Origin of the sequence: Nocardia sp. NPDC050710 (genome assembly GCF_040654375.1) — a bacterium.
GTDB lineage: Bacteria > Actinomycetota > Actinomycetes > Mycobacteriales > Mycobacteriaceae > Nocardia.
In genome coordinates this window covers 104,583-116,900 of sequence record NZ_JBFAHV010000013.1, presented here as the reverse complement: position 1 = coordinate 116,900, position 12,318 = coordinate 104,583, and the positions used below count along the sequence as shown (strand labels likewise).

Sequence of the window (12,318 nt, the reverse complement as noted above, 5' to 3'; positions counted from 1 at the left end):
GACGCACATATCCGGCGTTCGTCTCGCCGATGGGGTCCGCGGAGGTAGTGCGATGAATGCCGAACGTACCCTCGTCTTCCCCGGTCAAGGCGCGCAGCGGGTCGGGATGGGCGCCGACTTCTGCGCCGAATTCCCGCTCGCGCGTGCGGCTTTCGACGAGGCCGCCGAGGCGGTAGGGGAGGACCTGCTGCGGATCTGCGCCGAACGGGATCTACGGCTGCATCGCACGGAGTACACCCAGCCGTGCGTGCTCACCATGGAGATCGCGGTGCACCGGGTGCTGACGGTCGAATGCGGCGTGCGGCCGATCGCATTCGGCGGACACAGCCTCGGCGAGTACAGCGCGTTGGTCGCGGCGGGCGTCCTCGAACTCGCCGACGGGGTCCGGCTGGTGCGGGCCCGCGGTGCGCTCATGCAGCGGGCGGTAGCGGAGGGTGCCGGCGCGATGGCCGCGCTCATCCTGCCCGATATCGCCTCGCACGGAGTGGCCGAACTCGTCGCCGGCGTCGGTGCCGAGGTCGCCAACGACAACTCACCGGATCAACTCGTCATCAGCGGGGCCGCCGAGGACGTCGCGGCCGCCAGAGCGCTTCTCGCCGAGCGTCTTCCGGAGCTGCGGTTCGTTCCGCTGAGGGTGAGCGCACCCTTTCATTCCCGGTGGATGCGGTCGATCGAATCGGAATTCGCCGGGTATGTCGCCGACTGCGCGCCACGGCTGCGTGCGGATCGTGCGACGGCGGTGACCTCGAACTTCACCGGCGAGTTCCACCGGCCCGAGACACTCACCGACCATCTCGTCCGCCAGATCAGCGCGCCGGTCCGGTGGCAGGACAATATGCGGGCACTCGGCCGCACCGGAACGGCGATCGTCGAGGTCGGCCCTTCGGCGCCGTTGTCGAAGTTCTTCGCGGCGGTCGGGGTCGAGGTGTCACGAGTGGTCACCATCGGTGATCTCGCAATGTTCCGGACCGAACCATCGCAGTCGGCCGTTCACACGGAGCCGACCGCTGCGCGAATGCCCAGCGCTCGGTCCGCGCCACCGGTGGCGAGCCTGCCGACCCCACCGACCATGGCGAGTACGCCGCCCGCACCACCCGCGGATCGGTTGGTGCTGCACCGGCGGCCGGCCGCGCCCGCGCTGTTACGCCTGTTCTGCTGGCCGTTCGCGGGTGGGAAGGCCGCGTCCTACACGCAGTGGCGGACACGGTTGCCCGACTGGGTGGAGTTGTGCGCCGTCGAATTGCCTGCCAGGCAACGGCATCTCGGGCAGACGCCGATCCGCCGGTTCGGAGAATTGGTGGATGCCGCAGTGGCGCAGGTAGTTCCGCTCACCGATGTGCCGTTCGCCTTCTTCGGCCACAGCCTCGGCGCGCTGACGGCCTTCGAGGTCGCACGCGGACTCCCCGCCGGAGTCGCTCCGGAGATGCTGTTCCTCGGCGGGTCGGTGGCGCCGCACCTGCCGCGGCCGGGACGCCTGTCGAGTCTGCCCGATGATCAATTCCTCTCCGCGGTAGGGCATTACGGCGGCATCCCGCCCGAGGTCCTGGATACCCCGGAGGTGATGGCACTGTTCCTGCCCGCCTTGCGCAGCGACTTCGAGATCTTCGACGACTATCGGTTCGTCCCACATCCGCCGCCGGCCTGTCCGGTCCACCTCTACGGCGGACGCGACGATCGCCAGGTTGCTGCCACCCAACTCGAGGCGTGGCGCGATGTGCTGCCGGGGGTTCGCTCCACCGAGCTGCTGCCCGGCGGCCACTTCTTCCTCTCGGACCAGCGCGACGCGCTGGTCGACTCCATCGCGGACAAGCTGCTCGCTGTCCGTCCGAACGCGGTACCCGCCTGATGAAGGGATCACCCCATGAAGGTCGAAGTTCTCACCCCGTCCTGCAATCTCGATACGGTCCGCGACGGCCGCGGCGGCATATTCACCTGGGTGCCACCGGAACCGCTGCTGGAGTTCAACATGATCCAGATGCATCCGGGCAAGGTCCGCGGCCTGCACTATCACCCGCACTTCGTCGAGTATCTGCTGTTCGTCGAGGGCAATGGTGTGCTGGTCACCAAGGACGACCACGAGGATCCGAACTGTCCGGAGGAATTCATCCACGTGTCGAAGGGGATCTGCACGCGCACGCCGATCGGCGTGATGCACACGGTGTACTCGATCACGCCGCTGACCTTCATCGCGATGCTGACCAAGCCGTGGGACGAGTGCGATCCGCCGATCGTTCAGGTGGCGCCGCTGCCGCATACCTTGGAAGGCAACGGGTGATGTCCCGGCTACGGGTGGCCGTCGTCGGCGCGGCTGGCTATGTGGGCGCGGCGCTGGTCGAGGCATTCGGCAGGCTCCGCGACTACGAGGTGGTTCCCGTGGTCCGCACGAACCATGAGCAGCTGCGCGTCGCGGGCGGCTACGACGTGCTGGTCAATGCCGCGTGTCCGTCGAAACGCTTTTGGGCCGAACATAATCCGGATGCCGACCAGGATGCGACGGTGACCGGGACCGGGCGGCTGCGAGATGAGTGGACATGGGACAGGTTCATCCAGATCAGCAGCATCTCGGCTCGGACCCAACTCGACACCGTGTACGGCCGCAATCGCGCTGCGGCCGAGGAGTTATGTACCGGCGCAGACACTTTCATCGTGCGGCTCGGTCCGATGTACGGCGGCGACTACCGCAAGGGCGTGCTGGCGGACCTGGCGGCCGACCGTCCGGTGTTCGCCAGCGGGCGATCCCGGCAGAGCTTCGCCCCGGTGGAGTGGTGTGCCGAATGGATCGCCGGTCACGCGGGCGGTTCCGGTCTGCGTGAGGTGGGCGCGCGGACCGCGGTGACGCTGGCCGAGGTGCGGGATGCGGTGGGGTCGCGGTCGGAGTTCGCGAAGGACTACGTCGACGACCAATTCCCGGTCACCGCCACCGAGTCCGATTGGCCGGACGCGGTGACGGTGATCGACTGGCTATCGAGGAGGCGGATTACCGGTGGGCAGGCGAACTGATGCGGTGCTTGCTCGGCCGGAAGTACTTCTCCGCACACAGCACGAGCAGAAATCGAACGCTGGTCGCCACGTCGCGGGTGCGCATCTTCGACGCGCCCGCCGTGCGGTTGAGCACGTGAATCGGAATCTGCTGGATGCGGAAACCGTTGGCGTTCATGATGTAGAGGCTTTCGAAGAAGAAGGAGTATCCGGTGGACCGCACCCGGTCGAAAGCGCCGACCGGAACGGTGCCGAGCCGGTAGTATCGGAAAGCGCCGGTGGCGTCGTAGGGCATTCGCAACAGTGCCACGGTGAGGAAATGCCCGACCCGGGTGAGGATCTTACGGAAGGGAGTCCAGTCGGCCAGGCTGTCCTCTTTGAGGTATCGCGATCCGACCACGATATCGAAGCCGGCCGCGGCGGCGCGCAGGGCGGGCAGATACGACGGCGGGTGCGCGAAATCGGAATCCATCGTAATGATGTTGTCGTATCCCTCGGAATAGGCCCATCGGATACCGGATTGGTGTGCGGATCCGACGCCTTGGCGCCCCGGCCGGTGCAGCACGTGAATGCGCGGAGCGTGCTCCTTGGCCAGGTCTTCCAGCAGCTCACCGGTGCCGTCGGGGGAGTTGTCGTCGACGAAGAGCACATCGAAATCAGTGCCCTGCTCGAGTATTTGAGCGAGCAACGGCCCGACGTTGCGACGCTCGTTGTACGTCGGAATAATTACCAGAGTTCTTTCGGAGGCCGTACTCATGCGACCAAATTTTAGTACGTTCGGCGACCGAAATATAGGTATTGCCGGTTATTTCGAGAACCGCTAGTCTCTGGTTGGAGGTTTCATGAGGAAAGCTTTGATAACCGGTATCACCGGCCAGGACGGGTCATATCTGACCGAATTCCTGTTACAGCAAGGGTACGAGGTTCATGGAATAGTCAGGCGTGCCTCGAATTTCAATACCGATCGCATTGATCACCTCTATTCCGACACGCATTCGCAACGTCGGTTGTTTCTCCACTACGGCGATCTCATGGATTCCAGCAGCCTGAACCGGATTCTGGAAGAGGTGCGTCCGAGCGAGATCTACAACCTCGGTGCGCAGTCGCATGTGCACATCTCGTTCCAGATACCGGAATTCACCGCGGACACCAATGCGATCGGCACCCTGCGAATACTGGACGCGATCCGCAAGACCGGCATCGCGACCAGGTTCTACCAGGCGTCGTCGTCGGAGTTGTACGGCGGCTTGCACGATGTCGCACTCAGCGAGGACACCCCGTTCCATCCGCGTTCGCCCTATGCGGTGGCGAAGCTCTACGCGTACTGGATCACCGTGAACCACCGTGAGGCCTACGGGATGTACACGGTCAACGGTACCTTGTTCAATCACGAATCACCCAGGCGTGGTGAGGTTTTCGTGACAAGGAAGGTCGCTCGCGGTGCGGTCCGGATCGCGCAGGGGAAACAGGATCGGCTCTTCATCGGCAACCTGGACGCGCGACGGGACTGGGGTTATGCCAAGGAGTATGTCGAGGCGATGTGGTTAATGCTCCAGCAGCCGGAGCCCGACGACTATGTCATCGCGACCGGGGAAACGCACAGCGTCCGGGAGTTGTGCGAGGTCGCGTTCTCGGCAACAGGTGTCGAATTGGTGTGGGAGGGCACAGGACTCGAGGAGAAGGGGATCGACCGGCGCACCTCACGGGTGCTGGTCGAGGTGGATCCCACCTACTTCCGGCCCGCCGAGGTACACCACCTGACCGGTGATCCGCGCAAGGCCAAGGAGAAGCTCGGGTGGGAGCCGAAGACGAGTTTCACGGAGTTGGTGCAGTTGATGGTCGCCCACGATATGGAGAACGCGTGACGGAAGAGATTGAACGCTGCCGGGTGTGCGAGAACACTCGGCTGGAAACGGTCGTCGATCTCGGCACGATGGCCTTGACCGGGGTGTTCCCGGCCGCGGACCCGCTCGGGGTGCCGCGCTATCCGTTGGAGCTGGTGCGCTGTGTCCGCACCGGAGCCGACGAGTGCGGCCTGGTGCAGTTGCGGCACACCGCGAACTTCGACGAAATGTATTCCGCCGGTTATGGATACCGCTCGGGCCTGAATCGCTCGATGATCGATCATCTCGGTCATCGGGTGTCGCGGATCCGGGAGCGGGTCGACCTCGGGCCCGACGATGTGGTGATCGACATCGGCAGCAACGATGCGACATTGCTGAAGTGGTACCCGGCCGGTGCCGCGACAGTGGTGGGCATCGATCCGCTGGGGGAGAAGTTCCGGGAGTTCTACCCCCCGCATGTGCGGTTGGCGACCGGCTACTTCTCCCGCGAGTTGGTCGCTTCGCTGCTGAACGGCAGGCGGGCCAAGGTGATCACCTCGATCGCCATGTTCTACGACGTGCCGAGCCCGCTGGAGTTCATGCGCGACGTGTACGCCGCCCTGACCGATGACGGCATCTGGGTGCTGGAGCAGAGCTATCTGCCCGCCATGCTGGCCACCACGTCCTACGACACCATCTGCCACGAGCACCTCGAGTACTACACCCTCGATCAGATCGAGTGGATGGCGCGGCGGTGCGGCTTCGTGGTGCTGGAGGTGGAACGCAACACCATCAACGGCGGCAGTTTCGCTCTGACGCTGGGCAAGCGGGGTGCTCCGAGCGCCGCCGACGCGGGCGAGCTGGAGCGGATGCGTACCGAGGAAGCCGGTCTCGGTCTGCACACACCGGAGATCTACGCCGACTTCGCGAAGCGGGTCGACCAGCATCGGGAGCAGGTCAGGGAGTTCTTCGACCGGTCCAAGCAGGCCGGGCTACGCACGCTCGGCTACGGTGCGTCCACCAAGGGCAATGTGCTGTTGCAACACTGCGGGATCGGACCATCGGACCTGCCGTGCATCGCGGAGGTCAACGACGACAAGTTCGGCAAGTTCACCCCGGGCACCGGCATCCCGATCGTATCCGAGGCGCAGGCGCGCGAGCAGTCGCCGGACCAGTACTTCGTGCTGCCCTGGCACTTCCGCTCGATGATGGTCGAGCGGGAACGCGAGTTCCGCTCCGCCGGAGGTCATCTCGTGTTCCCGCTGCCCGATCTGGAGGTGGTGTGAGGTGACCGTTGTCGTCACGGGCGCGTCGGGACAGGACGGCACGTTGCTGACGAACCTGCTGAGCGCGCGTGGCGACCGGGTACTCCCGCTCGGCCGCACCGGCCCGGTCGACATCACCGACGCGGATTCGGTCGCGCGGCTGGTCGCGTCGGAGCGTCCGCGGCAGGTGTACCTTCTTGCGGCTGTCCAGCATTCGTCGGAGGATCCGCCGGTGGATGCACGCGAGCTGGCGCGCGACTCGCACCGGGTGAACACGCTGTCGGTGCAGCATTTCGCGGAGGCGATCGACCGCTACGGGACCGGTACCCGGCTGTTCTATGCGGCGTCGTCACATGTATTCGGACCCGGCGACGGCACCGTCCGGGACGAGGACAGCGGGTTGCGGCCACACTCGATATACGGGGTGAGCAAGGCCGCGGGGCTATTGGCCTGCCGGGCCTACCGGGCGCGCGGTGTATTCGTGTCGACCGGGATCATGTTCAACCACGAATCACCCTTGCGGGCCGAAAAGTTCGTTACCCGCAAGATCGTGCGAGCGGTCGCACGGATCCAGCGGGGTGCGGCGGAGGAGCTGGTATTGGGCCGGCTCGACGCGGGTGCGGACTGGGGATACGCGCCGGACTACGTCGAGGCGATGACCCGGATCCTCGCGCTCGACGAACCGGACGACTTCGTGGTCGCGACCGGTGAATATCACTCAGTGGCGGAATTCTGCGCGGTCGCGTTCGGCATGGCCGGGCTGGACTGGCGAGAACACGTCCGCGAACGCCCTTCCGTGCTGACCCGTGACCGGCAGCCGCTGGTCGGTGACGCGGGAAGGTTGCGTGAGCGGACGGGATGGCGGCCCTCGGTGGATTTCCGCGGCATGGTTCGAGCCATGCTCGCGGCCGAAGGGGTGCGCTTGATTGACGAAGCGAGGCCGGTGGCCACCGGCGGAACGGATGGATGATGTGAACCTGAACGACGAGAATCTCCTTGCCGCGCAACTGATCTCCATCGCGGACGGGATTTACGAGGAGACCGCGGCGCGACTCGGCGAGATCGGCACCGAAACGGTGATCGATGCGGTGCTGAAGGAGATCGCGTGGCGGGCCCGCGACGGCGACGCGCCGAGTCAGCCGGTCACGGCGGTATTCGAGCTGACCCACGAGGGTAAGCAACTGGACTATCTGGTGACCTTCGGCGCCGAGGACCCCGCCATCGCCCCCGGCGCCCTGGAGGATCCGTGGCTGGTGGTGCGGCAGGATCTGGTGGAGTTGCTGCGCGCGGTCTACGGGCCGCCCGACGCCGAGATCGGCACCCGCGCGATCGCGTTGAAGGATGAGCCGGGGCCGGGCAGTTTCGCGCCGGACGACCCGTGGCGGATGGCCCGTGATGCCGCGGCCCGCGCTGCGGACGGCATCGTAACCGCTTGTTCGACATACCATTACGACCTCAACACACTGTCGCTGCGATTCGGTTCGGACAAGTGGGGCGGCCACTGGTACACCCCGCACTACGAGCGGCATTTCGCGCCGCTGCGCAATAGTCGCGTGCGGGTGCTGGAGCTCGGTATCGGCGGCTACCAGGCGCCGAATGTCGGTGGCGCCTCATTGCGCATGTGGAAGCAATACTTCCGCCGCGGCATGGTGTACGGGCTGGACTACTTCGACAAGTCCGGCATCGCCGAACCGCGGTTGCAGCCACTGCAAGGCGACCAGGGTGATCCGGCATATCTCTCGGAACTCGGTGGCTCGCTGGGCCCGTTCGACATCATCATCGATGACGGCAGCCATATCAGCGGCGATGTGATCGCCTCGTTCGAGGCGCTGTTCGCCCACGTACGCCCGGGCGGGTTGTACGTGGTGGAGGATACGCAGACCTCGTATTGGACCGGCTGGGGCGGCAGCAGCACCGAACTCGACACCCCGGCGACCTCGGTCGGCTACCTCAAGACACTTGTCGACGCGCTGCACCACCAGGAATTCGAGAAGGCCGCGGGGCGGCAGAACCGGCCGCACGACGAGTGGGTCGGCGCGGTGCACTTCTACCACAACATTGTTGTCGTCGAAAAACGTCGCAACAGTGAGCAATCCGCTCCATCATGGGTGCCGCGGCATACCAATCCGATGGAGTGGATGAAGCCTAAGGAGTGATGGGCATGAAATTCCTCGTCGTCCCGGTACCGTCGTCCGGGCACCTGCTGGCGATGGTGCCGTTCTGCTGGGCGTTGCGGCTGGCCGGTCACGACGTGCTGGTCGCCTCGCGCAGCGACGTCACGGCCACCGCACGACGTTCCGGGCTGAACGCCGTCGAATTGCCCGCGCTGAATGTGCCGATGGACGAGCTGCGTACCAAGGTGAACCCGAGCATGTTCCCGCTACCGCCGTTCGCCGACCGGGACCAGGCGTCGGGTAAGGGTCTGTGGCATATCGCCGCGCAGAACTGGCACAACCACGCGACCCAGTACCTCGAGGTGTTCGCCGACGTCGCCAGGGACTGGGGCGCCGACGTCATCCTCACCGACCCGCTGGCGACCGTCGGGCGGTCCCTCGGCGCCGCACTGGATCTGCCTGTGCTGGTGCACCGTTGGGGTATCGATCCGACCGGCGGGCCGTTCACCGAACGTACCTCGGAATTGGTCGCGGAGTCGGGTGGTGAGCTGGCCGAACCCGTTGCCGTGCTCGACATCTGCCCGACGAGTATGCAGGCGCCGGACGCGCCGCCCGGTACCCCGATCCAGTTCATCCCATTCAACGGCACCGGCCTGCTGCCCGACTGGCATCGAAACGATCAGGGGCGCAGACGGATCGCGGTCTGTCTCGGCGGTAGCACACTGAGCCTGACCGGGCCGCGTCCACTGCTGGCGATCGTCGAGTCGCTGTCCGAGGTCGCGGACGCCGAGATCGTGGTCGCGCTCTCCGCCACCGATCGTGCGCTGGTCGGAGAGTTGCCCGATCACGTCCGCGTTGTCGAAGAGGTGCCGTTGCAACTGTTCCTGCCCGGGTGCGATCTTCTGGTGCACCACGGCGGTTCGACGACCGGCCTCACGGCCGGTTGGTATGGGTTGCCGCAACTGGTGCTGCCACAGATGTTCGATCAGTTCGACTACGCCCGCGGCATCGTGCGCGCGGGGGCGGGTCGGGCGGCCGAAGACCCGGCCGCGCAAGCCGATACGAACGGCCTGGCCGAATCCATCGGAACGCTGCTGCGTGAACCCGGGTTCCGCGCCGCCGCCGAACGGATCGGGGCCGATATCCGTGACGCGCCGACACCCGACGAGGTAGTGGCGCAGGTCGTCCCGCAGCTCGCCGATTGCATCGGCGCGCGGACCAGATAAGAGCACCGCGACGTCCTCGGGCAGGAACTCGCTGAAGTTGGAAAGCGCAGGTTGTACATGATATCCAGCACATGGACGAGGTTCCGTGGCGCACTGGACTATTACGCCGCGATGTACGCGGTGTTCGTCGTCGGCATTCTCGTCCCGGTCGTGATGATCGCGCTATCGCTCACAGGATTACCGGGCGCGGCCACCGCATTACTCGGAATCGTCTGTGCGGCAGTGCTGTTCGTGCTTTTCGTACCGTCGGTGCCGGTCGAATGGCGAGACGTGGTGCGTAGTAAGCCGATCGTCGTGCGGGTGCTGTGGAGCGTGGCCATCCTGGCCGTGGTGCTTGTGCTCGCCCGGCTGACGCAGTTCATTCTCGACGCGGACAACGTCGACAGCTCGCTGTCCGCCGAGGACGACTTCCTGGTGAAGAAGTCCCATCTGACCGGCTATGTCAGCGGCGCCGCCATGGCCGAGGACGACCCGGCGAATCTGTACAACCGGCACCGGTACGAGTCCCCACAGGCGGACTCGGTGCTGCCGAGCGTGCTCCCGCAGGACCGGGACGCCTATCTGTACCCGCCGCCGTTCCTGCTGCTGCCACGGCTGCTGCTGGTGTTCAGCCACGATTTCGGCACGCTGCGGGCACTGTATTACTCGCTGTACGTCGCCCTCGTCCTGATCGGCATGCTGGGGATCGCCCGCTGGGTCGGCGGTAAGCAGGGCGGCGTGCTCGCCGCGTTGACGCCGGTCGTATGGCTCAGCTTGCCGACCCTGGCGACCTTGCAGATCGGCAATATCCACGTGCTGATCCTGTACGTCGGCGGTGCCGGCGCCATGGTGCTGTTCCATCTGCGGCGCAATATATTCGGTGGCGCGGCGCTGGCGTTCGCGATCATCGCCAAGGTGTCACCGGGGATCCTGCTGGTGTATCTGCTCGTACAACGACGCTGGCGACCGGCGGCGTGGACCGCGGTATTCGGCGGAATCTATTCGCTCGCAACGCTGCTCATCTTCGGATGGGAGCCGTGGCGGATGTTCCTGTCCGACGGCACCTGGCAGAAGTTGGCCAGTGGCGAGTTCCACCAGTTCGTCCTGGTGGAACGGGCCAATCAGCTGGTCAACTACTCGCCCTATGGGCTGCCGTACAAGGCGAACATCATGGGTTGGGATGTCGGTGATCCCACCGGACCCGCCCGGTTCATTACCAACATCTATACGCTGCTGCTGATAGTCCTGGTCGCGGTCACCGCGGTGCGGATCCACCGGCGGCTGCGCGCCGGAGCGGAGGGCGCGCGGTTCCGGGCCGAGAATCTCGCCATCTGGCTGGCGGTACTCACACTGGCCTCGTTCCGGGCTCCGTTCGGGCCGTGGGTGTACATCGCGGTCGGCGCGGTGTGGATGTTCGCCGTATACGCGGGGTTGATGCGTGGGAGCAAGCGCAACATCGCACTGCTCACCGTGGCCTGGCTCATTGTCGCGGTCTACAACGAGAACGTGTACTTCACACTGGTCGCGCAGACGATCATCTACGTCACCTGCTTCGCGGTGGCCTGGCGGGCGAGTGGCGGTACCGAGGCCGAGGAAGCCCGCGGCGTCGAAGCGTCGAAACCCGAACCGGTCGGTGCGGCATGAATACCTACTGTGTGATCGGCGCCGGCGCGGCCGGCTTGGCGACCGCCCGGGCATTCGCCGCGCGCGGGATCGCGTTCGAGGTGCTGGAGGCAATGGACGGGGTCGGCGGGATTTGGGACGCGCGCCGCCCGGATTCGCCGGTCACCCGCAATACCCATGTGATCGCTTCCAAAGGGGTGCAGGCGTTTCCGGATTTCCCGATGCCGGAGGAGTATCCGGACTATCCCAATCATGAGCTGGTCCTGCGCTATCTGCAGAACTATGCCGACGCCAACGAACTCGCACCGCATATCCGGTTGAACACCGAGGTGCGGCGGATCGAGGCCGCCGCGGACGGGCCGGACGCCGGATGGGAGGTGACCCTCGGTGACGGCACCCGGAAGTCGTACGCGGGCGTGGTCATCGCCACCGGGCACGACCGGACTCCGCGCCGCATCGACATCCCGGGCAACAGCACAGTGCCCGTGCTGCATTCGATCGAGTACCGGCATCCGGAGCAGGTCATGGGCAAGCGGGTCCTGGTGGTGGGCGCCGGGCAATCGGCGGCCGACATCCTGTCCGACTGCGCGGTGAACGCGGCACTGACCCTGCACAGCAGTCGGCGTGGTTTCTACTGCATGCCGAAGTATCTGCTCGGGCGGCCAACGGACAGCATGTTGCAGGGACGCATGTGGCGGCCCATGCGCAAGCGGGCCTTCCAAACGCTGTTCTCGTACCTGCGCCGCCGATCCCGGTCATTCGGGTTGCCGGTGCCCGACTTCGGTGACGGCATCGTCATTCCGATGCTGGGCGATCAGCTGCACCACTACTACACGCACGGCGACATTACGCCGAAACCCGATATCGCCTCGATCGAGGACGACCGAGTGACCTTCGCCGATGGCAGCGAGGAGAAGGTCGACATGGTCATCCTGGCAACGGGTTTCGTGCCGAACTATCCGGCGGTCGACCCCGCGCACCTCAACTGGGCCGAGGGGGCGCTGCGACCGGGGCTGTACCTCAACATCTTTCCGCCCGGCGCGCCCGGACTGTTCGTCGTCGGTATGGTGCGGCCGATCGGCTCCCACTGGGATGTCTACGCGCACCAGGCCGAACTCGTCGCCGACTTTGTGCGGGCGAAAGCGGACGGGCCGCAACGGATCGAGCGCTTCGTCCGCGCTACCCACGGTGCGCAGCCAGATCTGTATGCCGGACTGCGTCTTTACCATGCCGAGCAGTACCCGCTCGTGGTGGAGAAACAGGATTACGTGAACCAGCTGCGCAAGCACGCGAAGCTGTTGAAGTGAAA

Annotated in this window: 11 protein-coding genes; 10 read left to right on the top strand and 1 reads right to left on the bottom strand. The window is 65.5% G+C overall.

Features of this window, described 5'->3' with window-relative positions; all coding sequences use genetic code 11:
• Window positions 1–52 precede the first annotated feature (52 nt).
• The 3 genes from AB0H61_RS22320 to AB0H61_RS22310 are packed head-to-tail and all read left to right on the top strand — an operon-like array spanning window position 53 to window position 3,000.
• Complete coding sequence (locus AB0H61_RS22320) at window positions 53–1,846, top strand: thioesterase domain-containing protein (RefSeq protein ID WP_357307463.1); 1,794 nt, start codon at window positions 53–55, stop codon at window positions 1,844–1,846.
• Between the two features lie 15 nt (window positions 1,847–1,861).
• Window positions 1,862–2,275 (top strand): hypothetical protein, encoded by a 414-nt coding sequence (locus tag AB0H61_RS22315; protein ID WP_357307461.1) that lies wholly within the window; start codon window positions 1,862–1,864, stop codon window positions 2,273–2,275.
• Entirely contained in the window at window positions 2,275–3,000 is a 726-nt protein-coding gene (locus AB0H61_RS22310; RefSeq protein ID WP_357307459.1) for a hypothetical protein, read from the top strand. Before AB0H61_RS22315 ends, AB0H61_RS22310 begins: the two co-directional genes overlap by 1 nt.
• Here AB0H61_RS22310 and AB0H61_RS22305 read toward each other — a convergent pair.
• The gene (locus tag AB0H61_RS22305; RefSeq protein WP_357307457.1) at window positions 2,978–3,736 is read right to left on the bottom strand and encodes a polyprenol monophosphomannose synthase; all 759 of its coding nucleotides are present in this window, start codon (window positions 3,734–3,736) and stop codon (window positions 2,978–2,980) included. The genes AB0H61_RS22310 and AB0H61_RS22305 overlap by 23 nt on opposite strands.
• An 85-nt stretch (window positions 3,737–3,821) precedes the next feature.
• Here AB0H61_RS22305 and gmd point away from each other — a divergent pair, with 85 nt between their 5' ends.
• Genes gmd through AB0H61_RS22270 form a run of 7 tightly spaced genes read left to right on the top strand, consistent with a single transcriptional unit; the run spans window position 3,822 to window position 12,316 of the window.
• A complete protein-coding gene (gene gmd / locus AB0H61_RS22300; RefSeq protein WP_357307455.1) occupies window positions 3,822–4,844 on the top strand; it encodes a GDP-mannose 4,6-dehydratase in 1,023 nt (340 codons plus the stop codon).
• Complete coding sequence (locus AB0H61_RS22295; protein WP_357307453.1) at window positions 4,841–6,088, top strand: class I SAM-dependent methyltransferase; 1,248 nt, start codon at window positions 4,841–4,843, stop codon at window positions 6,086–6,088. Before gmd ends, AB0H61_RS22295 begins: the two co-directional genes overlap by 4 nt.
• 1 nt (window position 6,089) lies before the next feature.
• Window positions 6,090–7,037: a GDP-mannose 4,6-dehydratase gene (locus AB0H61_RS22290; protein ID WP_357307451.1), complete on the top strand. Its 948-nt coding sequence runs from the start codon at window positions 6,090–6,092 to the stop codon at window positions 7,035–7,037.
• A 1-nt stretch (window position 7,038) separates the two neighbouring features.
• The gene (locus tag AB0H61_RS22285) at window positions 7,039–8,223 is read left to right on the top strand and encodes a class I SAM-dependent methyltransferase (protein WP_357307449.1); all 1,185 of its coding nucleotides are present in this window, start codon (window positions 7,039–7,041) and stop codon (window positions 8,221–8,223) included.
• 5 nt (window positions 8,224–8,228) lie between these two features.
• Window positions 8,229–9,407 carry a nucleotide disphospho-sugar-binding domain-containing protein gene (locus tag AB0H61_RS22280; protein WP_357307447.1) on the top strand — a complete coding sequence of 393 codons (1,179 nt, stop codon included), beginning with the start codon at window positions 8,229–8,231 and terminating at the stop codon, window positions 9,405–9,407.
• 57 nt (window positions 9,408–9,464) lie between these two features.
• Window positions 9,465–11,030: a glycosyltransferase family 87 protein gene (locus AB0H61_RS22275; RefSeq protein ID WP_357307445.1), complete on the top strand. Its 1,566-nt coding sequence runs from the start codon at window positions 9,465–9,467 to the stop codon at window positions 11,028–11,030.
• The gene (locus AB0H61_RS22270; protein ID WP_357307443.1) at window positions 11,027–12,316 is read left to right on the top strand and encodes an NAD(P)-binding domain-containing protein; all 1,290 of its coding nucleotides are present in this window, start codon (window positions 11,027–11,029) and stop codon (window positions 12,314–12,316) included. Before AB0H61_RS22275 ends, AB0H61_RS22270 begins: the two co-directional genes overlap by 4 nt.
• The last annotated feature ends 2 nt before the right edge of the window (window positions 12,317–12,318 follow it).